Raw genomic sequence first — 21,801 nt, forward strand, 5'->3', positions numbered from 1 at the left:
CCCGGGAGGAAGTCCGAGACGAACCCGGGACGACGGCCCGGGGCGGCAACGTTGCGCACGTGGTGCGACGGTGACTGCGGCGGTTACCCGATCCCGGGGATCTGCCGCGCCTTGAACGCGGCGCGCACGGCGTCCGCCGCGCTGTTGCCGTACATGCGCTGCGCCGTCGTGACGGTCACCTGCGCGGCGTCCGCGAAGTCGGTGTCGGCACGGAAGCCGAACTGCGCGTTGACGATGATCCGGTCGGCCGTCCGGGCACCCAGCGCGCCGCGGATGTCGAAGAGCGCGCGCGACCAGATCTCCCCGTCCGCGTGCACCTCCCCGACCCGGTCGGCGTACACCTTGGAGCCGTCGATCCGCCGCAAGCAGTGCGGGGCGGCGCTGTAGCCGGTCGAGTCCCAGTCGCCGACGCACGCCAGATCCGTCTTGCGCGGCCAGCCGTAGGCCTCGTCCGCGTGTGCACCGACCTCGACCGCGAGGTAGTCGCCGAACGCCTCGCCGATCGCACCCGCTTCCGGGGAGCTGCCGAAGCCGGGGACCTGCGCGGCGTGCACCGCGTGGCCGTACTCGTGGACGATCACCTCGGCGTCCTCGGCGTCGTCCACACCGCCCTTGCCGAAGCGGATCTCGGCCTTCTTGTCCGAGAAGAAGGAGTTGTCGGCGCCCCACTGGTTGATCCGTACCGGCTGTGCACGGTCGTTGGCTCCCGGCAGTTCGCTCCCGAAGCCGAGGCCCTGGAGGTACTCCTGCGCCTCGTTCACCCAGAAGTACGCCATGACCTGCTCGAACTGGTCATCGGCGCGGTCGTATCCGGCGGCTTCCGAGGTCTTCGCGGCGCCGCCGGTCTCGGACCGTACGTAGGCCCACTTCCCGGACAGCGAGCCGCTGTCGTCCAGATTGCGCAACGCGGCCACGGCGTAGGCGGAGGCGGGTACGGCGTCGGCGCCGTCCTTGCCGTCGGTCAGCGTCTGGTCGCCCGAGGACTGGACGGGGTTGACCATGAAGACGCGCGCCCGGGGGACCTGCGTCCCGGCGGGGTTCGCCGAGGGCAGGGCCGAGACGGGACCGGCCAGGGCGAACAGCGCCGCGGCGGCGGTGCCCGCACAGACGAGGCCGCGGGGTATGCGGCGAGCCATAGACGTCCTCCTGTAAGGAAGTGGTGGCGTGATGAGGGCGTGATCCTCGCTCACGCCGGCTCCCTTGCGCCAGAGCCAGGACGGACCTGCCGGAGCGTGAGGGGCAGGAGGGGCAGGAGGGGCAGGAGGGGCAGGAGGCGAGCCTGCCCGGGGAGGCCTGGACCTCGCGCGGAATGGATCGGCCGGGCGGATGGTTGGCGCTGACTGTGTCTGATGATCTTGAGGGTCCCCGTCGGGTCCATCCCCTGCTGGCCGGCCGGTTCAGCCCGTACGCGTTCGATGCGTCGGGCGCCGTGGACGACGACGCCGTGGGGTTGCTCCTGGAAGCGGCCAGGTGGTCGCCGTCCGCCGGGAACTCCCAGCCGTGGGGCTTCTTCGTGGCCCGGCCGGGTGAGCCGGACCACGACAGGCTGGTGCCCCATCTGGCGCCCAGTTCCGCCCGCTGGGCCACGGACGCGGGTCTCCTCATCGTCGCTTCGGCCCGCCGCTACGCGGACGAATCGACGACGGTGTACTCCGAGTTCGCCGACTACGACCTCGGTCAGGCCGTGGCCCATCTCAGCATCCAGGCCCAGGCCATGGGCCTGGCAGCGCACCAGTTCAGGGCCTTCGACCTCGAAGGCCTCACGGCCGAACTCCGGCCCGGCCCCGGATGGGCGATCGTCTCGATGGTCGCGGTGGGAAAGTCCGCGGACGAACCCGCGCGGATACGGCAGCGCCGCAGCACGGCCGACCTGTGTGCGGACCCCTGGGAAGCGGCGCCTCGCCCCTGACCCCGCCGGAACCTATACGTCCAGCTTGAGCGTGGTCAGGGCGCGCAGCGCCGTGACGGGCAGGATCAATCCCCCGTTCCCATCCCTGGCGCGGAGCGCGACCAGACCGACCAGCGAACCCGAGCTGGAGAAGGCCGGGGCTCCGGACAGCCCGGAGATCACCTCACCTGACGCGCGCAACCAGCCCCCCGAGCGACCCTTGACATCGAGAACGCAGGAGTAGGAACCGAACTCCGGGGTGTGCGCGCTCACGACGAGCCGTGTGCCGGGCATGACGCGCGAGTCGTAGGTCAGCGGCCGATCCGGAACGGCGACCGGCTCGCTCAGACGCAGGACCCACAAGGGCATCGACTCCCGGATGTCGGGCCTGGCAACCGTCCGCTCCTCGACCGGCGTGCCCCATACCGACTTCGTGCCGAGGACGACTTTCACCTGCCCCAGTGAGTTCCGCACCTCGCTCCTGGCCAGGGACGAGCCGAGGGTGATCACCGTTTCGGCATCGAAGAGCAGGCCGTTGCCGATGTCTCCCTCGGCGCCCTGCAGCCGGACGCTCACCGAGGAGACGAATTCCTCGTCCACCTGCCAACTGTCGGTGAACACGGTGATGTCGCCGGTGCTGTGCCCGATGTTCACGGTGGGGTACGTGTCACGCCCGGCCGCCGTGCCCTGGAGGCGCAGGCCGCCGTCGAGGAGTTCTCGTGCCGCGGGCAGCGGCGGTGCTCCGTCGCGCGCGGCCGTCTTCTCAGCCTCCGCCAGCTCCCGCTCCAGCCGCTCGCACCGGTCCTCCGCTTCGCGGTGCAGGGCCCGTACGCGGGTCAGCTCTTCCTTCAAGTCGCGGATCTCCGCACGCAGCCAAGCCTGCTCGTTCGTCGACTCGCCGTCGGTGCCGACCGGATCCGTCAAGGCCGCTCCGGCCTGAAGCTCGCGGTAGCGCATCCCGAGGTCCCTGATCCGGTGTTCGCGGTCTTCGAGGGTGTCTTGCAGCCAGCGTTCCCGGGCGGCCGCCCCCTGGGCCTTGCGGTCGGCCTCGGCGAGCTGTCGCTCCAGCAGCTCCACCCGGTGGACCGGGCTGTTGCCGGTCTGCCAGGCCGCGGCGTGCAGCGTGCGGAGCATGCCGACGGTCTCCTCGGTGGGGGTGGTGCCCCGCGCCTCGGCGACATCGTTCAGCAGGTTGAGGGCGAATTCCCACCGGGGTAGCCGCTGTCCGCTGAGGTAACGGGAGACGCTGGAGGAGTCGTACGACCGGCGGGCCGCGTAGCGACGGCTCGTGACCCCCAGGCCTGCGAAGAGGTCACGCAGCGCCTGTGCGAGGGCGGTTCTCTCGGGGGGCAGTCCGTCGTGGACCGGTTTGAGTTCGTTCGCCACGATCCGTTCCCCACTTCCGTACCCGTTGCGTGTTGCCGGTTTCCCGGCAGCACTGCTGCACCTTCCGCAGCACCCCGCATCACGGCCAGTGTGTCCGCAGAACGGCACGGACACAGCCCGAACCAGAAACGGGGACACCGCAATGAGGCAGCGCACCAGCCGAGTCCAGGACCTCATCGTCTTTCTCGCCGTGCTGGGCACCGCAATGGTGCTCGTCCTGCGCGGGGTGGCACCCGAGTCGCTGGCCACGATTGCCGTCGCCGTCTCCGGCCTCTACGCCGCATGGCGCGGCAGCGGCGGCGCGAACGGTGATGGCTCGAACGGTCATGGCGCGAACGGTCATGGCCCTGATGACGGCGGCCCGCCGCGGCCGCCGACCGCCCGCTGACGGGGCGCCGATTTCTTAGCATCAGAGGCCAACAATTCACTCGACCCTCACCAGGACGACTACAAAGGAACGGACCGGTCCGAAACCCTGCGATGGGGATGACGTCGAAGGCGGTGGATGCGCATGCGTGAATGCAGAAGGATCGAACCGATCGCGGTCAGATTAATTCAGCGAAGGCCGACTTCCGGAGGTCTCCCCTGATGAAGACGGCCGTGCTGAAGCCCGTGTCGTTCTCCCCGGAGCACGCATCGGTGGACGAGTATCAGCTCCTGACGTCGACCATCCGGTCGAGGGCGACGGATGCTCAAGGCTTTTTCGGCGGGGCCTCGCGGAGTCCGGGGGAAATGGCTTACCTGCCCCTGCGCATTCAGCTTCGGGGTTTGTCCATCGAGCTCTACATCGAGCTCCGCCTCCACAATGCCGGCATGCGCGTCGTCGGATTCCGCAACACCTTCGAGAACGGACAGGCCCCGCCGGAAGCGTGCGTCCGCCACGTGCGGGACTCCCTCGCGCCACCGGGGATCCGCAGAACCGAAGTCCTGCCGTTCGGCGGAGACCGCTCCGACCTGGAGACGGCCGCCGCCGTACGGCGGTTGGGGATCTCCCTGGGGCGCCGGCCCCTGGGCAACGCGGTGATCTGGCTGCACCGGAACCGCGATCCGAAGTGCACCGCACACGGCATGCTCGTGCTCTCGGAAATGCTCTGCGAAGCCGCCCGGTTCCCCGCCCTGGCCGACGCGATGTCGCGCATCTGGATGACCGGCGGCCGACTGTCGGCCGCGGCGCCCGCGTGAAACCTCAGCCGGCCGACCGCTCAGCCGAGCGCCCGACGGTCACCGGGTGCGGAAGCTGCCGCTGTACACGTCCGTACGGTTCTGTGGTGCGCCGGAGTTGGTCTCGGTCAGCACCGCCCGCACTCCCTTGCCGTCCGCCACCAGGCCCTGGTAGTCGCCGAGGAAGTAGCCCCCGGCGTACGGCGCCTGCAGCCAGTCGAAGACCCGCGAGATCCGTCGTTCGGTCCGGCGCTCCGGGTCACCGTGCGCCAGCGTGGCCAGCTGGTACGCGGTGGGCAGGGTCGTGGTGTCGCCCGGCTTGAGGAAGCGAAGGTCGTGGTAGGTGAGCGCGACCGTGCCGTGCTCGTCGACCGCGATCGACGGGGAGAAGGCCGGCACGCCCTCCGGGCTGATCAACTCCGGAGCCCCCCAGGTGCGTCCGCCGTCGGTGGAGCGCACCAACTGGACGGCGTCGAACTTGCCACCGGAGAAGTCCGAGCCCTCGTAGGCCATGTACAGCGCGCCCGTCTTCGGGTCGACGGCCGGGCTGGGCAGGGTGGCCGCGGAGCGCAACAGCTTGCTGGGGTCGTTCGGGTCGACCTCCGGTACGGAGGAGTCGCGGGCCACGGTGACCGGAGAGCTCCAGGTCTCTCCGGCGTCGGTCGAGGTGACCACCGCGTAGTGCGCCTCGACGACGGCGCTCAGGTCGTCGGCGTAGGTGATCTGGTCGAAGAAGTCGTACAGGGTGCCGGTGCGCCGGTCGACGACGATCAGGTGGCCGATGGTCTGCGTGTTGGGCACGGCGCTGGTGTCGACGAACGGCCGGGCCCGGCTCCAGGTGCGGCCGCCGTCGCGGGTGAGGGAGATGTAGCCCGGACCGTCGAGGGAGCTGGGACCGGGTGGGTCGTTGTCGAGGCGGTCCCAGACCTGGTAGGCGGTGCCCTTGCGGATCGGGTCGGCGGTGAGCGAGGGCTTGTCGTTGAAGAACGGCTCCTCGTCGACGTGCGTGGTGGTGAGGTCGTGCCAGGTGCGGCCGCCGTCACGGGACGTGGCGGCCAGGAGGGCGCTGCGCGTGCTCCGCGTGAAGTCGATGCCCTCCCCGCCGGCGTAGACGGTGCCGTCCGGTCCGGTGCTCACCCAGGGGTCGGAGGCCCGTTCGAAGTCCGCGCCGCCCGGGGCGCACAGGCTGAACGGCAGCGTGCTCCGGCGGAAGGTGCGGCCGTCCGTGGTCCAGGCGGCCGCCAGGCCACGGGCGCCGCCGTCGTTCCACCGGTCCTGCTGGAACACGGTGACCACGCGCTTGGGGTCGCGCGGATCGACGGACAGGTACGGCTCGACCTCGGTGCTCGGATAGACGACGCTGTCGGGGGACCTCGCGCCGATGGTGCAGTCCGCGTACGGGTCACCGTGGGACACCTTGGTCAGCGGCGCGCCGTCGGGGCTCCGGTCCGCCGCCGCGGGAGCCGCGCCGGTGACCGTGGTGAGCAGCAGCGTGGCGGTGGCGACAGCGGTCAAGGGCAGGAAGGCGCGCATGCGGGATCTCCTCCGGGCCTCGGCGGCCGGGGTACGGGTCCGCCGCCGTCGGGGGCGGCGCGGAGCGCGGAGGCGTACCGGAACGCGGGGGTTGGCACGACTCCACTTGATCCTTTTTCGGCGTCATGTCCGGTGCCCTTGATGGGCCGGACGGCGGAGAGCTCCCCGGCGCCGTCGACGAACATGGCGGGGCCGACCGGCGGCCCACCGCGCCGTCCGGGGTCTTCCGGACGGCGCGGTGGGCGCTGCCCGTCCGTGCCCCGCGGGATCAGGCCTTCCCGGGCCCGGCCGGCAGGCACAGGCCCACGACCGCGCCCCCATGGGCGGCCGTGCGGGCGTGCGGGCGACGGCGTCCTCGGCCGCCTCCGTCAGGTCCAGCGGCCGTGGTCGGCCGTCGGCCCCGCCCGGCCCCGGGGCCACGGCCGCCGTCGTCGTTGCCTGGCTGGAGAGCTGGCCGAGCGCTTCGCCGGGCTCGGCCCCGCGGCCGACGCGGATGCGCAGGAGCGCCCGCGGGCACGTGTAGCGCGCGGCGACGCGTCTGGTGAACCTGGCCGTGGTCCGAACGCGCGCCCAGGACAGCCGGTACGGTCTCGCCGGCTGGCAGCGGCTCGTCCTCGGCGGACCCGAGACCACCTTCCACCTTCCGGGACGGCGGTGCCTTCGCCAAAGGCGGCAGCGTGTCACGTGCACGACCCGGTGGCCGGCGCAGACCTGGCAACCCTGGTCGCCGTCCTCCGTAGCTCCCACCGCCGGGCCGCCGCCCCACCCGTGTGCTGCGAGGGGCCGTTCGAGGCTTCGGCGGGGTGAGGGGAGAATGACGACATGGGAGCAACGGAGCCGAACGCGACGAGCGAGTACCTGATGGCCACTTCGGCCGACAGCTTGGACCTCCTGGACGCGATTGCCGCGGAGATGGTCGAGCTGTTCTCGATCACCCGGGGCGAAGCCGTGGCGAGGATCAACGCCCAGTGGTGCGGGATCGATCTGTCGCAGGAGAACGAACTCATCCTTCACGAGGACGGGTACTACTGGGGGCTCTCGATCTACTTCGGCGGCGAGGTCGCGGACTGGAGCCCGACGGCCGACCGGTCGGGGTGGACGACGCGCCCCGCGCCCCCGGCGGGGTCGAAGTTCTGGACGGTGTGAACGCAGGGGGACCGGGCGGCAGCCGGGTTCGGCCCGGACGTGTTCGGTGAGCACCCCGGACCTGTCGTGCCGCGTGGTGGGGCCGGGTTCCGGCGCGGCGATGAGTTTGCGGGCGCCCGCAGGTCTATCTCTTGACGGAGACAACCGACTCATCGGGAGCACGGAATGGGCCTCATCCACATCGAGATGTTCGCGACCCTCGACCTCGTCGGGCAGGCGCCCGGCGGCCCCGACGAGGACCCGGTGGGGTTCCCGTTCGGCGGCTGGCAGGCACCCCTGCTGGACGAGGTCACCGGGGCACAGGTCGGTGCCGCGTACGAGGGCACGGACGCCCTCCTGCTCGGCCGGCGGACGTACGACATCTTCGCCGCCTACTGGCCCCACCAGGAGGGCGGCGAGGACAACGAGATCGCCACGCTCTTCAACAGCGTTCCGAAATACGTGGCCTCCCGCGGCAGGCCCGACCTCTCGTGGGCCGGATCCACCCAACTCGGCCCGGACCTGGCCAGTGCGGTGCGCGAGATCCGGGACCGGCACGAGCACGTGAAGGTCGTCGGGAGCCTGAACCTGGTGCAGAGCCTCCTGCGCGAGAAGCTCTTCGACCGGCTCGACCTGTGCACCCGATCGTGCTCGGAGTCGGGAAGAAGGTCTTCAGCGACGGTGCGGTGCCCACCAACGTCACCCTCCTCGAACCCCCGGTAGCAGGCCCGAAGGGCACCGTGTACCTGCGCTACGGACTCGCGGACGGCACGCCCGGGACGGGGGACATGAGCGCACCCGACCGCGGTGTCGGGCGCGGCGACTGAAGCGGGACGGGGACGGCCTGCGCCGCTTCCGGTCGACTTCGATGAGGACGGCCGACGCGCTCGCTGGTTATCCGCCGTCGGGACCTACAGGGCCGCCCATGTCCTCACCGCGATGACGCTGCCCTTCCACCTGGTCGGCTTCGGGCGCGTCCTCGCCGCAGCACTCTCCGGCCCGACGCGGCCGTCCGCGCCGTCCCTGCCGCAACCGCCCCCGGTTCCGGTTCCGGCTCCGGCAGTCGACGCCGGATCGTACTGATCACGGGCCGCGGTTCTGGCTCAACTTCCGCTTCCGTGGCGGGGTGTCTCGTCCCGGTTGAGGGCATCGGCCAGCCGTGCGCGTGCCCCCGGGGTGAGCGGGTTCGGCACGGTGACACAGGCCGTGACGCAGGCCCTGGCACAGGCCGCCACCAGGTCCGCGGCGTCAGGACGCGTGGGGCCGCCGGAGTCCTTGGAGGAGGAGGGCGATCAGGTGTCGGGGGTCGTAGCGGGGGTCGTTGTCGCGTCCGACGCAGAGGTTGCCGATGCCGCGCATCAGCTCGTACGGCTGCGTGCCGGGGCTGATGTCGCCGGCTTCGACCGCGGCGTCGAGCAGTTGGGCGCAGACGGGCAGCAGGCGGTCGAGGAAGTAGGCGTGCAGCGCGGCGAAGCGGTCGCTGTCGGACTGCAGGGCGTCGGCGAGGCCGTGTTTGGTGACCAGGAAGTCGACGAAGAGGTCGATCCACTGGCGTAGCGCGTCGAACGGGGAGTCGGCGTCGGCCAGCAGGTTGGGGCCGGCCTCGGCGCACGCCTCGATCTGGTGGTGGTAGACCGCGGTGACGAGGTCCGCCCGGGTCGGGAAGTGGCGGTAGATCGTGGCCATCCCGACGCCCGCCCAGGCCGCGATCTGGCGGATCGGCGCATCGACGCCGGAGGTGACGAACACCTCGGCGGCGGCATCGAGCACCGTCTGCCGGTTGCGCTGGGCGTCGGCCCGCTTGCCCCGGGACGGCAACTGACCTGCCGGGCGATCGGTGGCCATCACGTAGTCCTCCCCTACCGATTGACAAAGCGGAGCAGCGCTCCGAATACTAAATGGAGCGACGCTCCGTTTCAGCTTAGCCGAAACGGGCCGCTGCCTGCCATGCCCGCCACGGCCCCGTCCGCCATGCCCGCACGCCCGCCACGCCCGTCCGCCGGTCACAGGAGGTCGACGGACGGCAGGCGCCACCCAAAGGGAACCAGCATCGTGAGCACTTCCACTGCCACCAGCGCCGACGCCTTGGGCACACCCGTCCCGGTCCTGTCCCTCAGCCCCGTGGTCCTCTCCGTGCCAGGACGTCCCGTGGACCTCCAGGTACGCGTCTCCGCACCCATGACGGGAACCGACCTCCCCGTCATCCTGCTCTCCCACGGCCACGGTCCCTCGAACCACCTCTCCTCGCTCAACGGCTACGCGCCGCTCGCGAACTTCTGGGCCGCCCACGGGTTCGTCGTCGTCCAGCCCACCCACCTCACCTCCCGGACACTGAGCCACCTGGTCGCCGACGCACCCGGCGCACCCGACTTCTGGCGCTCCCGCGCCGAGGACATGACCCACGTCCTCGACCGGCTCGACGTGATCGAGAACGCCGTGCCACAGCTCGCGGGACGGATCGACCCCACCAAGGTCGCCCTCGTCGGGCACTCGCTCGGCGGCTTCACCGCCGCCCTCCTGCTGGGCGCCGGGCTCACCGATCCCGACACCGGGGACGTGGTGCACCTCGTCGAGCCCCGGATCAAGGCCGGCGTACTGCTCGCCGCTCCCGGCAGGGGCGGCGAAGTCCTCAACGGGCCCGTGGCCGAGCAGTGGCCGATCATCGGGGCCGTCGACTTCTCCACCATGACTGCACCCGCACTGGTCGTCGCCGGAGACAAGGACGACCCCCGGCACTTCACGGACATGGGGCCGCAGTGGCACGCGGACCCCTACACCCTCGCCCCCGGCCCCAAGACCCTGCTCACCCTGTTCGATGCGGAGCACGGTCTCGGCGGCATCGCCGGATACGACGCCGCCGAGACCACGGACGAGAACCCGGAGCGGGTCGCCGCCCTCGCCCGGCTCGCCGCGGCCTACCTCCACACCCAGCTCCACCCCGGCGCCCCCACGTGGCAGACCGCGAGCGAGGCCCTGACGACCGGCCCCGACCCGGTGGGACGCGTCGAATCCAAGGACGCCTCCGCCCAGGGCACGGCACCCCGCCGCACGCGCCGGTAAGGGGATCCGGTGACATCCGGCGGCTGACCCTGGTGCGGCCTGCGCCGGCGCACGCCGTCCCGGAACTGCGGCGCATCACCGCCGGGCGGGGAGCACCCGGCACCGGGTGAAGGCCCGGTCGCTGAGACCACGGCGCGGCCGCCCGCAGCCCGGCGGTGTGCCCGCCGGACCCGTCCGAAGCCCGGCGGTGTGCCCGCCGGACCCGCCCCGACCCGCCCCGCGTGGCCGGCGGCTTCACCAACGGCGTTGTCAGTGGCCCCTCGTAGCGTCGGGGACATGACGCGAACCGCACACACCTTCGCCTACGCGGCCTCCTCCGCACTGACCGGAGACGGTACGGACCGGCTCCTCGGCCTGGAGACGGCGGGCGGCCTGACGCCCGCCGGGGCCGAAGCCCACCCCCGGTTCTTCGCCGGCTTCCTGGGCGAGCCCCAGGCCGCCGCGCGAGCGCTGTTGGCCGTCGCGGACGTGGCCGGGGCCCGCTACTTCCGGCGGACCGAGCGGGCCTCGCTCGACCCCGTGGTCACGGCCAACGGCGACCGGCTGCGCTTCGAGTCGTTCTCCGGATGCTGCGGGGTCTACGCCCGCCTCGACGTCCTGCCCGAAGCCCTCCTCGATGCCGACACCGGCCACGGCACCACGAACGTCGACGTCAACAACCCACTGCGGGAGGCACTGTCCCGACTCACCGGTGACGACCCGCTGTACCTGCGGGTCGGCCCCGACGAGCTCGCGGTCACCACCCTCGACGGGCCGGTCGTCGAGAAGAAGGTCCCGCTGCCCGACCGCTGGCTGCGCGGCTTCGCCGAATCCCAGGCCATCACCGCCGGGTTCGACCTGCGCGCCGAGCTGACCGCCGCCGAGGCGGTCCGCTACCTGCGGGCGCTTCCGCGAACCCCCTCCGGAAGTGGGGCGGCGGGCGGGCCGCTGTGGGTGGTCCCCGCGGGCCGGACGCTGCGGCCCTCCACGCGCCCCGTGCCCGGAGCGGTCTGCCTGCCCGGACCGGAGCGCCTCGCCGCCCTCCAGCGCGTGCTGCGACAGGCCACCGGCCTGCGTGTGTACGGGCCCGGGCCCCAGGGCGACGACGGCGCGCCCACCGCCTCCGCCTGGGAGGTCGCCCTGCCCGGCATGCGGCTCACGCTCACCCTCTCCCCGGAGGCGGACCGCGGCTTCTCCGGTGAGGGCAGCGTCCTGGAGGCCCTCGCCTCCGACACGGCGGGCGAGGACGCCGAGCTGGTGTCCGTCCTGCTCGCGTGGGAACCCCGTATCGACGTGGCCGATCTCGCCGACCAGTCGGGCCTTTCCGCGGAGCGGGTGCGGGCCGCCCTCACCCGTCTCGGCACGGCCGGCCGGGTCGGCTACGACCTCGCCGAAGCCGCGTACTTCCACCGCGAACTGCCGTACGACGCCCGGCGCGCCGAGCGCCACAACCCGCGGCTGGTCGCCGCCCGCGCCCTCCTGGAGCAGGATGCCGTCACCCTCGACGGTCCTGGCACGGCCGTGGTGGCGTCCGGCGAACGCCGCTACCGGGTGCGCGAGTCCGGTGGCGCCCTCAGCTGCACCTGCCAGTGGTGGGCCGACTACCGGGGCCGCCGCGGCCCCTGCAAGCACGCCCTCGCCACCCGCATGGCCCTGCGCGCCGCCACCGCCGTCACCCCGGCCGCCGTCTCCCCGGCCGCCGTCACCCCGGCCCCCGCCACCACTTCCGGAGATGCTCGATGACCACCCAGCTCGACGTCCTCGCCGCCGTCCGGGCGGGCCGCACCCGTACGCTGCCCGCCCTGCTGGCGCCACTGGACCGCGCCCAGCGCCGGGACCTGCTGGCCACGCTGAAGGAGCTGCGCGGCGAACTGCGGGCCGACGGCTGGGCCCGCTGGGAGGAACGGGACCGCATCAGCCCGGCCCTGCTGGTCGCCGGCGCCGCCTGCCAGACCGGGGCCGCCGCCGCTGCCTCCTGGATCGGCGGCCGCGACATGCGCCGCTGGCGCAGACTGCCCCACGACGCCCTCGTCGAGGCGCTGGCCGACCGGGACGCCAAGTGGCTCGGCGACCTCGCCCACCGGCTCGCGGCGCGCCCCTCCACCGTCCGGGACGACTACCCGCTGATCGGCGAGCTCGTCCGCCGGGCCGGCTGCCCCGTGCCCACCACCGACGGCTGCGTCGAGGGCTGGGCGACGGCCGTAAGGGACTCCCGCGGCTCCCTCACCCACGCCCTGCGCCGGGACCCCCATCTCACCGCCTTCGTCCCGCGCCTGTTCGACACCCCCGAACCGGTCACCCCCCTGGCCTGGGCGTGCGAGCCCGACGACCCCCACCAGTGGCCCACCGCGTTGGCCACCCTCGCCGCGGAGGGACTGCTCGACCGCGCCGCCCTCCTCGACGGATGCACCGCCCGCCTGCTCCGCGGCGGCACTGCTCTCGTGCTCAAGCCCTACCGGGCCGTCCTGCGGGCCCTGCAGCCCACCGTGGAGGAGGAACGGGAGCGGACCGCCGACTGGATCGCGATCGCCGCCGACGCTCCGTCCGCCGTGGCCGGGCACGCGCAGCAGGTGGTGGCCCGGCTCGCCGCGGCCGGCCACGTCACCCCCGGCCTGCTGGCCGAGATGTCGGCCGCCGTGCTCTTCCGCCCCGAGCGGCAGCTCGTACGGGCGCAGCTGGTGCTCCTCGGCAAGACGCTCGCCCGTGACCGGTCCGCCGCGCCCGAGTTGCTGCCGGTGCTCGGCGAGGCCTTCGGCCACGCGGACACCGACATCCAGGAGCGGGCACTGAAACTGGCCGCCGCACATCTCGGCGGGGACGACCATGCGCTGCGCGCCGAACTCGCCGACCGCGCCCACCTCCTGAGTCCGGTCCACCGTGCGCGGGCGGTGGAGGTCTTCGGCGCTGACGCCGCCCCCGACGAGGACACCGGCCCGTACCAGGAGCTCCTGCCGCCGCCCCCGCTCCCCGTACCGTTCGCCCCGGCCCCGGAGACGATCACGGAGACCGTGGAGCTCGTCGCGGCCGTGGTCAACTCCCGTACCGAGACCGTCGAGGAGTTCGAGCGGGCCCTGGACGGTCTGGTCCGCCACGCACACCGCAACCGCGCAGCCCTGGCCGAGTCCCTGCGGCCCGCGCTCGCCGACCGCTACTGGCTCGACCCGGAACGCCGCCACCTCTACACCGACGAACTGTCCGGCCTGGAGCACGTAGCCGCCGCCGTCCTGGACGCCCGCCCTGCCGGGCCGCCCCGGCCGGCCCTCGTCAGCTGGCGCAGCGACTGCCACCACACCGATGCGGCCGTCGCTCGTCACGCTCGCCTGGCAGAGGCCGCGCAGCGCATCGCCACCCGCCCCCTGCCCTTCCTGCTCGCCACGCCCACGCTGAGCACCGGCACCCTGGACCCGCACGTGCTCGTCGCACGGCTCACCGCATACGCCCGCCTCGGTGAGACCCCCGCCCCGGCGGACTTCGCACAGGCCCTGCTCCGCGTCCGCCGTGACGTGTCCGCCCTACCGGAAGCGGCCGCCCTGGGCACGCCCGAAGGCGACCGGCTGGCGGACTGGCTCGGCGAGGGCGGCCGGCCCGCGGCCGTCACCCGCCACACCGCGCCGGCCGAGTACCACCGGTACGGTGGCGCACCCGACCGCCACGTCCTGGACACCGGCGAACGGGCCACTGTGGTCGCGGAGTTCCCGGAGCAGTTCCGGGCCTTGGGACGTCGGCGGACGGTGTCCGGCCGCTGCTGGGACGGCGGGGCCCCCGAGACCCTGATCGCGCTGCTGCCCGAGGACCGCGAGACCCTGGCGGCGTGGTCCCTCCCGGCCGTCACCTCCTGCGCCCTCGACGACGAACGCCGCGGCACGGACGTCCTGCCGGGGCTCGCCGCCGCCGGAGGCCCGGCCGGACCGGCCCTGCACCTCGCCGTCGCCACCGGGCTCGGCGCCCGGCACGCCGAGGACCGGCTCCGCGCGGTCGACAGCCTGCTCACCCTCGCGGGCCGCGGCGAGCTGGACACCGCACGCCTCGGCGCCGACCTCACCGAACTGCTGGACCTGGGCACGGTCAAGCCCAGCCGCCTCGCCGACGCGCTGCGCACCACGGCTGCGACCGGCGCCCACGGCACGACCTGGGCCGTCCTCGCCGGACTCCTCCCCGCCCTGCTCACCGGCTCCGCCGAACCGCGCGGCACGGGAGAGCTGTTGGAGACGGCCGCCGAGTGCGTGGAGCAGTGCGGGGCCGCGTCGCCGTGTCCCGCCGGACTGGACGACACCGCAGCCCGCCCCGGCCGTTCCCGGCTGGTCACCCAGGCGGCCCGCCTCCGCGACGCCCTGCACCGCAACCAGGAGGCCGACCCGCCCGGTGGTGCCTAGACCTCGGGGAGGGAAGGGTCGGGCGTCCATGAAGAGGGTGCGGTGACGGACCAACGTTCGTGGTCGCGCCAGGCCCCGTCGATGTAGAGGTACGCGGGGGAGAGGCCTTCGTAGCCGAAGCCCAGGCGCTGGACCAGGGCCAAGGACGCCTTGTTCGCCGGCTGGATGTTCGCCTCCAGTCGGTGGAGCCGCAGCTCGTCGAAGGCGTGCTTCAGGGCGGCGGTGAGCCCTTCGGCCATGTACCCCCGGCCCGCGGACGGGGCGAAAGCCGCGTAGCCGAGGGACGCGCCCTGGTAGCGGCCCCGGATGATCGAGTTGATGTTGACCATGCCGGCGGCCTCGCCGGTCTCCAGGACGCGGATCATGAAGCCCAGGTTGGTTCCGTCGTTGAAGCGGCGCATCCAGGCCTGGAACTCCTGCGCGGTCGCGGGCAGCTGCATCCAAGGGAAGTGGAGCTCGGCGCTGGCCCTCACGAGCGAGCAGAACTCGTCCTGGTCGGCGAGGGTGAGCGGGCACAGTTCGACCCGGGACGAGGTAGGGGACATGGGCCGATGCTAGGGCCTCGTGAGGCACGCCCTACACGGGGGCCGAGGGCGCGGGTTCCCGGCGGTGCTCCAGCCAGGTGCGGCTCAGGTCTTCCCAGATCGTCTGGTACCGACCGAAGATCACGTCCAGCTGGTCGAAGGTGAGCTCGTGGGTGGCCGTGGACGCCACGAGGTATTCGAGGTCATCGGCAAGTCGCTGGAACCGGTACTGGGCTTCCTCCATCAGAACCGACCGGGAGCGCCAGTTGAAGAACGGCTCGACGGCTCCGAGCAACGTCACCAGCGCCACGCACGCCAAGGCCAGACCGGCCCACGCGTCGAGGTTCTGTAGGCCCAGGATGACGGTGGACGCGGCGGACAGGAGCAGCGTCGCCACCTTGGTGACGGAGGCACCTCGACCGAATCGCTTCTTCTTGCCGCGGGCGTAGTCGTTGCCCTGCCGGATCCTGTCCAGGAGAAAGGCGGCCGCCTCCCTCGGGCTGGGACCGACACCTGGTCCACTTTCCGGCTGCACTCCGCCTCCAGATTTCTGTCGTGATGCATAGGCTCGCTCCCCGGCAGACGCCGCCCCGACATCGTGTGGTTCCCGTGCGCGAGGGGGCAGCGGCCCGGTGCGCGTGTGGCCGTCGGCGAATCCTTTACCCGGTACGACTGTTACACCCGGGTGGGTGGACGGTCTGGCGCCAGGGTCGTCGGGTGCGGGGCATCCACCTATAACAGGGCCGTCATGTTGATCAACTGATGGGTCTTCACCATGTTGCAGACAGCCCTGCGGGTCCTCGCCGCGGTCTCCCTCATCTCGGCCGCCGCCGTCACCCCGGCGACCGCCGCTCCCGCCGCGCTCGCCGACGACCTGACTGCACCCTGTGGTCCGACCGTCGAATACCGCCCCTGGGACTGGTACCGCACGACGACCAACAAGGAGATCGACCTGGACGTCGCGTCCAGCGCGGCCGACGAGCGCTGGCAGTGGCGCAGCGACGTGAACACCCTGTGGCGCGGGGACACCCGCGAAACCGTCGACGAGATCTTCCGCACCGGGTTCACGCCCCGCGGCGACCAGGTGACCCCGCTGGCCGAGTACATCGTCAAGGGTGGCGGGCAGAGCAGCGCGCACCTGAGCACCAGCTGCGAGAAGTGGGTGGCCCAGAAGTTCGCCACCTACGGGACCGAAAAGACGGGCTGGGTCTACGAGATCTACGCACCCGGCGGCATCGACGTGAACGCCACGGCGCGCTTGAACAACTACAACTCGCCGTACCTCTGGAACAAGGAGATCGACTTCCCCGGAGGCGTCAAGGGCCAGTACATCAAGGGCGCCTGCAAGTACCACCTGACCGGCACCGACCCGGACACCAAGGTCAGCACCTGGGAGGAGCTCGGCTGCAAGGACAACGCGGGCTTCGCCCCGTACAAGGTGGACGTGGCCGCGCTCGCCTCCGCTCGCTGAGCGCACACCGGGGCTGGTCCGCGGTGCTCCGGCAGTCCGGCGGCGCCGCCGGAGCACCTGGCTTCAGCGTCACCGGCCACCGAGCGCCCCGCGCCCCGCGCCGACGGCGAGGTGTCGGGCGGTGTGTCGCCGACCGGCCCGGGCCGAATGTCGGCGAGGGGTAGGGGACAAACGCTCTCGGTCGCTCAGTCGAGACAGAACTCGTTGCCCTCGACGTCCTGCATCACGATGCACGACTCGTCGTAACCATCGGCAGTCAGGAGTCGCACGCGCACCGCGCCGAGCGCGACCAGCCGTGTGCATTCGGCCTCAAGCGCGGCCAGGCGCTCCTCACCCACGAGTCCGGTGGCGACCCGCACATCAAGATGCACCCGATTCTTGACGACCTTGCCCTCGGGGACGTGCTGGAAGAACAGTCGCGGGCCCACACCCGAGGGATCCCTGCACACGAACTTCGAACCCTGCCGCTCGGCCGGCAGCGAGCGATCGAAGTCGTCCCACGTGGCGAACTCCGCCGGCGGCGGCGGTACGACGTACCCCAACACCTCGCACCAGAAACGAGCGACGCGCTCAGGTTCTGCGCAGTCGAAAGTGACTTGGAACTGCTTGATCGTCGACATCGCTCCACCCTAGATGATTGAGTCCAAGGGCTCGTAGCCATAGGCCGCCAGCGAGCGGTGACGCATGTCGCTGTCATCGCTCGCACAGCGCGTGCAAGGCGTGCCCGTCGTCCTGGCGGTCAGCGGAGAGCCCGCGATGCATGCTTCAGCAACTCGGAGAACGTCTCAGTCGAGGCCCGGCTGGGGAATAGCCTTGAGTCTCCAGTGACTGGAGACAACAGAGTGGGGGACATGGACGTGACGACCCTCTACTCGATCGGGGAGCTTTCCCGGCGGACCGGCTTGCCCGTGAGGACCATCCGGTTCTACTCCGATTCGGGGGTGGTAGCGCCGACCACCCGAAGTCCCGCCGGCTATCGGCTCTACGACCACGACGCACTGCTTCGTCTGGAACTCCTGCGCACACTGCGCGAGCTGGGCATGGACCTGGCCACGATTCAGCGGGTGCTGGACCGCGAGCTCTCGGTGGCGGAAGTCGCCGCGGCGCACGCTGACGCCACGGACGTCCAGATCCGGGTGCTGCAACTGCGTCGGAGCGTTCTGCGAGTCGTGGCCAGAAGCGGGTCCAACCCCGAGGAGACCAAGCTCATGCACAGGCTCACGCAGTTGTCCGGCGAGGAACGCCGACGGTTGATCGACGATTTCGTGGATGGCACCTTCGGCACAGTGGATGCCGACCCGGCCGCAGTGACCATGGTTCGCGCTGCCACTCCCGACCTCCCCGATGATCCGTCCAGCGAGCAGGTCTCCGCGTGGGTGGAACTCGCCGAGCTGGTCGGCGACGAGGACTTCCGGGCCCGGATGCGTCGGACGGCCAGGTGCCAGGCCGCCGGGCGCACGCTCGACATCGAGAGCGATGCCGGCGATGAACTGATGGAGTTCACCCGTCAGAAGGTGGTCGAGGCCATGGAGTCGGGCATCGACCCGCTCAGCGACAGGGGTGCACCCGTCATCGACGACCTCGTGCACCGCTTCGCCGAGGTGTTCGCGCGCACCCCTGACACGGAATTCCGGGACTGGATGGCCCAGCAGTTCAAAGAGGCGCACGATCCCCGGGTGGACCGATACTGGCGGCTGGTGTGGATCGTCAACGGCTGGCAGGTCGTACCGAACCTGATCCCGGTGTACCCCTGGCTCATCCAGGCCCTGCGAAATGATCGTGACGCGTAGTCAGCGCAGTGGGCGCCGCCCCGGATCCCTGGATGAGTCCAAGTGATCGCCTGCGGGCATGAGACGAGGGCATCCCACGTCGATATGTGACTAACGACCTGGACACCCTCGCAACGGCACTCTGTGCCCGGATAGACGACGAGTCGAAGGCTTCGCCGTGGCTGGCGCCGTGGCGGCCTGCCGTCGGACGAGCGTCACCTGAAGTTGCTGCGGCCCGCCCGCAAGGGGGAAGCCGAGCTGGCCGGGTCACACCTGTTCAAGCCGCTGCGGCAGGTCATCGAGGCACTCACAGCGGCGATCTGGCACAACGACCTGACTGGACAGCCCATCAAGCGATCACTCACTGCCTACGATCACTGACCGCAACGACACCCCTTGGACTCATTCATCTAGTCGCGCGTACCGCTCACCGGGACCCCCGGGTGTCGTCCCCGTGCGGGCCGAGGACTCGCGCGACACGATCACCGGTACGGCGTACCCGGCGGCGAGCAGACCCGCTGCCGGCAGGGCCCAGCACGGCGCGGAGAGCCGGGTGCGTAGGTGTACTGGATCATGGCAGCGTGCTTGGACATGTGGGCTCCGGTCCGCGAACCGGGCGTATCGGCGAAGTCCCGGAGGATCGCGGCGCCTGCGCGTAACGACCCGGTCTTTCTCTTCACCCACTACAGGAGTCATCCATGACCACGTCCGCCGGCCGCACGAGGGCCACCGCATCCGCCGCCGTCATCGTCAGGGACGAGCAGGGCAGGGTGCTCATCGTCAACCCCGTCTACAAGGAGCGGTGGAACCTGCCGGGCGGTCACCTTGAGGAGGGTGAGCTCCCCACCGCCGCCGCGCGCCGCGAGGTCCGTGAGGAAATCGGCCTGGACCTCGAAATCGGGGACCTGCTCGTGTCCGCCTGGGTGACCAGGGCGGAAGGGTCTCACGTCTTCTACGTCTTCGACGGCCCCCAGCTGAGCCCGGAGCAGCAGCGGGCCATCACCCTCCAGGAGTCGGAGATCGGTGAGATCCGTTTCTGCCTGCCCGAAGACATTCCTCCCAGCATGATTCCGCCCTTCGCCCTCGGCATATGGCGCAAGGCCCTCGCGGCACGTGAGGACAAGCGCGCCGCCTACCTCGAATTCGCCCTGTAGGTGCACGCTCCACGTGCTGTCGGGCCCGGGGCCTACCGGCTGTGGTCCCCGCCGACGGAAGGACGACGGCACGAGACCACGACGCGTGCGTATGTGAAACGGTGCAGGTCAGCCCGAGTTTCGTGGGCTGGGGGCGGGCGCCCTATCCTGCCCGGGCCGCGGGCCTCCGGTCCGCGGCGGGGAGGGAATCATGGAAAGCAGAAGTACCGAAGAGGTGACGTCCGTTCGGGAGTGCCCGGAGTGCGGGGCTCCGGTCCCGGTGGACGCGAGGCACGTCGACTGGTGCGCGGCATGCGACTGGAACGTGGATCCGGGCGCACCGGACCCCGAGCCGGGCCGGATCCCTGCCGCGCGGCGCAGGCTGGCACACGCGTACGGGGAGCAGCTCGCGGCCGAGATGGAGCAGGGCGGGGGCCGGAGCGAGCCGGTGGGGCGCGATGCCGCGACCCTGTCGGCGCTCGCGCTCTCCCTGGTGGTGCACGGGGTGACCGTGGTGCTCGCGGTGACGGGGATCCTTCTCGTGGTGCTGGGCTGGGACACCGGCGTACAGCCCGTGTTGGGCGCGCTGCTGCTGGGCCTCGCCGCGGTGCTGCGGCCCCGGCCGGAGCGGCTGCCGAAGGACGCGCCGGTGCTGTACCGCGCCGATGCGCCGAAGTTGTTCGAGCTGATCGACGAGGTGGGGGCCGCGGTCGGGACGGCCGGGGTGCATGCCGTGGTGGTGACCACCGAGTCCAACGCGGCGGTGACCACGTACGGCTGGCGGGCACGCCGGATGATGCTCCTGGGCCTCGGGCTGTGGGAGATACTCCCGCCCCAGGAGCGGGTGGCGCTGCTGGGGCACGAGCTGGGGCACTTCGCCCATGGGGACACCCGGCGCGGCATCGTCACGGGAGGCGCACTGCGGGCGCTGGCCACCTGGTCCTACGTGCTGGCGCCGACCCCTCCGCGCGGCCTGCTCGACCGGTTCGTGAACGCCGTGACGTTCCTGCCCCGGTGGGCGGTCTGCGGGCTGGTCGTACTCCTCGACCACCTGACGCTGCGGGCCTCGCAACGCGCCGAGTACCTGGCCGACGTCAGCGCGGCCAAGGCCGGGTCCACGGAGGCGGCCGTCGGGTTGATGGACCGCCTGCTGATCAGTCCGGCGGTCGGTCCGGAGCTGCGCCGGGAGTCGGTGGCGGCCCACGTACGGGGTGGCTCGGCCGGGCGCGAGGCCCGCGAGCAGGCGGAGCGGGGACTGTGGGAGCGGTTGGCCCTGCGCATGGCCGCCGTACCGGAGCACGAGTACGAGCGGCTGCGCCGGGTCGCGGCCCGGCGCGGGCACAGCGTGGACAGCACCCACCCGCCGACCCACCTGCGCCGCCGGTGTGCCGCGACGGGCGGCCCGTACGCGGCGCAGGTCACGTACACCGAGGCCTGCGCGGCGGCGGTGGCACAGGAACTGGCCCCGGCCCGTACGGCACTGGCCGGCCGGGTCATCCGGGACTACGCGGGCTGATCCGCGGGCCGGCCCGGTACGCCGGAAACCCCGTGCACGTCTTACCTCGACGCAGAACAATCCAGGCCATGGGGACAGACATACACGGGTTCGTCGAATGCCGCTGGGATCGCTGGCTCGATGAGGACGACCGTAGCTGGAGCGGCGCGATCGACATCGCACACCTCTACAACGGGCGTTCGTACGCGGCCTTCGGGGCCCTGTTCGGCGTACGCGACACCACACGGTTCCGCCCCCTCGCGCATGACCGCGGCCTGCCCCCCGACGTCTCGCCGGAGACCCTCGCCGACTTCGAGTCCTGGAGCTCGGACGCGACCGCTGCCTCGTGGATCACTTGGGCGGAGCTGGCGGCCACGGACTGGGACGAGGCCGCGAACGAGGTCGACCACTGCCTCCACGAGTACCGCCGCAGCCCGGACGGGACCTGGGCGCTGCACGGCCGGAACAGCAGCCTCGCCCGCTTCGCAGAGCTCGCCGGCCCCAGTGACCCCGAGGCTCTGTACCGAGCAGGACGCATCTACCCCGAGGGCACCGAGTGGCCCGACGGCGATCGCCTCTTCCGTGTCGGCCGCCTGAGGAGGAAGGATGCCGTGCCCGACAGCGAGTGGGGCGCCGTCTGGTCGGTGATGCGCAGGCTGGCGAGCCTGCACGGCGACGAGGGCGTCCGCCTGGTCGTGTGGTTCGAAGGCTGACTCGGCCAGACCCGCGGCGCGGACCGGCGGAGCCTCACCGGACGGACCCCGCGGTCCCGGCGGCGCGGTGGGGCGGGCAGGCCGCATTCCCCGGCGCCTTGCCTTTCCCGGCACTTGCCTGCCCCGGCGCTGCCGTGGGCCCCTGATTCCTGACGAGCCACGCCGGCCTCCGGGCCGCGCCCCGTCGAGGC

Annotated in this window: 19 protein-coding genes and 2 pseudogenes; 14 read left to right on the plus strand and 7 right to left on the minus strand. The window is 71.8% G+C overall.

Going from position 1 to position 21,801, the window contains the following annotated elements; genetic code table 11:
- Window positions 1-83 precede the first annotated feature (83 nt).
- Window positions 84-1,136, minus strand: a complete 1,053-nt coding sequence (locus OG974_RS31410; protein WP_327286280.1) for a M4 family metallopeptidase — start codon at window positions 1,134-1,136, stop codon at window positions 84-86.
- 206 nt (window positions 1,137-1,342) lie between these two features.
- On the opposite strand from OG974_RS31410, the gene OG974_RS31415 reads away from it, so the two are divergent.
- Window positions 1,343-1,909 (plus strand): nitroreductase family protein, encoded by a 567-nt coding sequence (locus tag OG974_RS31415; protein WP_329316813.1) that lies wholly within the window; start codon window positions 1,343-1,345, stop codon window positions 1,907-1,909.
- A 12-nt stretch (window positions 1,910-1,921) separates the two neighbouring features.
- On the opposite strand, the gene OG974_RS31420 is transcribed toward OG974_RS31415, so the two are convergent.
- Window positions 1,922-3,274 (minus strand): hypothetical protein, encoded by a 1,353-nt coding sequence (locus OG974_RS31420; RefSeq protein WP_327286282.1) that lies wholly within the window; start codon window positions 3,272-3,274, stop codon window positions 1,922-1,924.
- Between the two features lie 142 nt (window positions 3,275-3,416).
- On the opposite strand from OG974_RS31420, the gene OG974_RS31425 reads away from it, so the two are divergent.
- Complete coding sequence (locus OG974_RS31425) at window positions 3,417-3,662, plus strand: hypothetical protein (protein WP_331735173.1); 246 nt, start codon at window positions 3,417-3,419, stop codon at window positions 3,660-3,662.
- A 200-nt stretch (window positions 3,663-3,862) separates the two neighbouring features.
- Window positions 3,863-4,456: a ribosome-inactivating family protein gene (locus OG974_RS31430; protein ID WP_331735176.1), complete on the plus strand. Its 594-nt coding sequence runs from the start codon at window positions 3,863-3,865 to the stop codon at window positions 4,454-4,456.
- A 39-nt stretch (window positions 4,457-4,495) separates the two neighbouring features.
- Here the strand turns inward: OG974_RS31430 and OG974_RS31435 are convergent, their stop codons facing one another.
- Window positions 4,496-5,968, minus strand: a complete 1,473-nt coding sequence (locus OG974_RS31435) for a neuraminidase (sialidase) (RefSeq protein WP_331735178.1) — start codon at window positions 5,966-5,968, stop codon at window positions 4,496-4,498.
- An 822-nt stretch (window positions 5,969-6,790) separates the two neighbouring features.
- Between OG974_RS31435 and OG974_RS31440 the strand changes: the two genes are divergently transcribed.
- The gene (locus tag OG974_RS31440; RefSeq protein ID WP_327286286.1) at window positions 6,791-7,114 is read left to right on the plus strand and encodes a hypothetical protein; all 324 of its coding nucleotides are present in this window, start codon (window positions 6,791-6,793) and stop codon (window positions 7,112-7,114) included.
- A 165-nt stretch (window positions 7,115-7,279) separates the two neighbouring features.
- Window positions 7,280-7,920: pseudogene (locus OG974_RS31445) on the plus strand (dihydrofolate reductase family protein).
- Between the two features lie 421 nt (window positions 7,921-8,341).
- Here the strand turns inward: OG974_RS31445 and OG974_RS31450 are convergent.
- The gene (locus OG974_RS31450) at window positions 8,342-8,938 is read right to left on the minus strand and encodes a TetR/AcrR family transcriptional regulator (protein WP_331735181.1); all 597 of its coding nucleotides are present in this window, start codon (window positions 8,936-8,938) and stop codon (window positions 8,342-8,344) included.
- Window positions 8,939-9,145: 207 nt separating this feature from the next.
- On the opposite strand from OG974_RS31450, the gene OG974_RS31455 reads away from it, so the two are divergent.
- The 3 genes from OG974_RS31455 (at window position 9,146) to OG974_RS31465 (ending at window position 14,505) form a co-directional block, all read left to right on the plus strand.
- The gene (locus OG974_RS31455) at window positions 9,146-10,153 is read left to right on the plus strand and encodes a chlorophyllase (RefSeq protein WP_331735184.1); all 1,008 of its coding nucleotides are present in this window, start codon (window positions 9,146-9,148) and stop codon (window positions 10,151-10,153) included.
- A gap of 276 nt (window positions 10,154-10,429) precedes the next feature.
- Window positions 10,430-11,875: an SWIM zinc finger family protein gene (locus OG974_RS31460; protein ID WP_331735187.1), complete on the plus strand. Its 1,446-nt coding sequence runs from the start codon at window positions 10,430-10,432 to the stop codon at window positions 11,873-11,875.
- On the plus strand, window positions 11,872-14,505 hold the full coding sequence (locus OG974_RS31465) for a DUF6493 family protein (RefSeq protein ID WP_331735190.1): 2,634 nt from the start codon (window positions 11,872-11,874) through the stop codon (window positions 14,503-14,505). Before OG974_RS31460 ends, OG974_RS31465 begins: the two co-directional genes overlap by 4 nt.
- On the opposite strand, the gene OG974_RS31470 is transcribed toward OG974_RS31465, so the two are convergent.
- On the minus strand, window positions 14,502-15,050 hold the full coding sequence (locus OG974_RS31470; RefSeq protein ID WP_331735193.1) for a GNAT family N-acetyltransferase: 549 nt from the start codon (window positions 15,048-15,050) through the stop codon (window positions 14,502-14,504). The genes OG974_RS31465 and OG974_RS31470 overlap by 4 nt on opposite strands.
- A gap of 31 nt (window positions 15,051-15,081) precedes the next feature.
- Complete coding sequence (locus OG974_RS31475; RefSeq protein WP_328765572.1) at window positions 15,082-15,564, minus strand: SLATT domain-containing protein; 483 nt, start codon at window positions 15,562-15,564, stop codon at window positions 15,082-15,084.
- Window positions 15,565-15,804: 240 nt separating this feature from the next.
- On the opposite strand from OG974_RS31475, the gene OG974_RS31480 reads away from it, so the two are divergent.
- Window positions 15,805-16,500 carry a hypothetical protein gene (locus tag OG974_RS31480; protein ID WP_327286294.1) on the plus strand — a complete coding sequence of 232 codons (696 nt, stop codon included), beginning with the start codon at window positions 15,805-15,807 and terminating at the stop codon, window positions 16,498-16,500.
- 185 nt (window positions 16,501-16,685) lie between these two features.
- On the opposite strand, the gene OG974_RS31485 is transcribed toward OG974_RS31480, so the two are convergent.
- Complete coding sequence (locus OG974_RS31485; protein WP_327286295.1) at window positions 16,686-17,120, minus strand: VOC family protein; 435 nt, start codon at window positions 17,118-17,120, stop codon at window positions 16,686-16,688.
- A 231-nt stretch (window positions 17,121-17,351) separates the two neighbouring features.
- Between OG974_RS31485 and OG974_RS31490 the strand changes: the two genes are divergently transcribed.
- The 5 genes and pseudogenes from OG974_RS31490 (at window position 17,352) to OG974_RS31510 (ending at window position 21,610) form a co-directional block, all read left to right on the plus strand.
- Window positions 17,352-18,290: a MerR family transcriptional regulator gene (locus OG974_RS31490; RefSeq protein WP_327286296.1), complete on the plus strand. Its 939-nt coding sequence runs from the start codon at window positions 17,352-17,354 to the stop codon at window positions 18,288-18,290.
- Window positions 18,291-18,479: 189 nt separating this feature from the next.
- Window positions 18,480-18,650, plus strand: a pseudogene (locus OG974_RS31495) (IS982 family transposase); the annotation flags it as partial.
- A 317-nt stretch (window positions 18,651-18,967) separates the two neighbouring features.
- Window positions 18,968-19,423, plus strand: a complete 456-nt coding sequence (locus OG974_RS31500; protein WP_327286297.1) for an NUDIX hydrolase — start codon at window positions 18,968-18,970, stop codon at window positions 19,421-19,423.
- Between the two features lie 190 nt (window positions 19,424-19,613).
- A complete protein-coding gene (locus OG974_RS31505; RefSeq protein WP_327286298.1) occupies window positions 19,614-20,918 on the plus strand; it encodes a M48 family metallopeptidase in 1,305 nt (434 codons plus the stop codon).
- A gap of 68 nt (window positions 20,919-20,986) precedes the next feature.
- On the plus strand, window positions 20,987-21,610 hold the full coding sequence (locus OG974_RS31510; RefSeq protein WP_327286299.1) for a hypothetical protein: 624 nt from the start codon (window positions 20,987-20,989) through the stop codon (window positions 21,608-21,610).
- Window positions 21,611-21,801 lie beyond the last annotated feature (191 nt).

This window comes from Streptomyces sp. NBC_00597 (assembly GCF_041431095.1).
GTDB lineage: Bacteria > Actinomycetota > Actinomycetes > Streptomycetales > Streptomycetaceae > Streptomyces.

Excerpts from the sequence above, each read along its gene's own strand:
- OG974_RS31410 (WP_327286280.1), bottom strand. The coding sequence starts at position 1,136 with ATGGCTCGCCGCATACCCCGCGGCCTCGTCTGTGCGGGCACCGCCGCC.
- OG974_RS31425 (WP_331735173.1), top strand. The coding sequence starts at position 3,417 with ATGAGGCAGCGCACCAGCCGAGTCCAGGACCTCATCGTCTTTCTCGCC.
- OG974_RS31430 (WP_331735176.1), top strand. The coding sequence starts at position 3,863 with ATGAAGACGGCCGTGCTGAAGCCCGTGTCGTTCTCCCCGGAGCACGCA.
- OG974_RS31435 (WP_331735178.1), bottom strand. The coding sequence starts at position 5,968 with ATGCGCGCCTTCCTGCCCTTGACCGCTGTCGCCACCGCCACGCTGCTG.
- OG974_RS31440 (WP_327286286.1), top strand. The coding sequence starts at position 6,791 with ATGGGAGCAACGGAGCCGAACGCGACGAGCGAGTACCTGATGGCCACT.
- OG974_RS31450 (WP_331735181.1), bottom strand. The coding sequence starts at position 8,938 with ATGGCCACCGATCGCCCGGCAGGTCAGTTGCCGTCCCGGGGCAAGCGG.
- OG974_RS31460 (WP_331735187.1), top strand. The coding sequence starts at position 10,430 with ATGACGCGAACCGCACACACCTTCGCCTACGCGGCCTCCTCCGCACTG.
- OG974_RS31465 (WP_331735190.1), top strand. The coding sequence starts at position 11,872 with ATGACCACCCAGCTCGACGTCCTCGCCGCCGTCCGGGCGGGCCGCACC.
- OG974_RS31470 (WP_331735193.1), bottom strand. The coding sequence starts at position 15,050 with ATGTCCCCTACCTCGTCCCGGGTCGAACTGTGCCCGCTCACCCTCGCC.
- OG974_RS31480 (WP_327286294.1), top strand. The coding sequence starts at position 15,805 with ATGTTGCAGACAGCCCTGCGGGTCCTCGCCGCGGTCTCCCTCATCTCG.
- OG974_RS31485 (WP_327286295.1), bottom strand. The coding sequence starts at position 17,120 with ATGTCGACGATCAAGCAGTTCCAAGTCACTTTCGACTGCGCAGAACCT.
- OG974_RS31490 (WP_327286296.1), top strand. The coding sequence starts at position 17,352 with ATGGACGTGACGACCCTCTACTCGATCGGGGAGCTTTCCCGGCGGACC.
- OG974_RS31500 (WP_327286297.1), top strand. The coding sequence starts at position 18,968 with ATGACCACGTCCGCCGGCCGCACGAGGGCCACCGCATCCGCCGCCGTC.
- OG974_RS31505 (WP_327286298.1), top strand. The coding sequence starts at position 19,614 with ATGGAAAGCAGAAGTACCGAAGAGGTGACGTCCGTTCGGGAGTGCCCG.
- OG974_RS31510 (WP_327286299.1), top strand. The coding sequence starts at position 20,987 with ATGGGGACAGACATACACGGGTTCGTCGAATGCCGCTGGGATCGCTGG.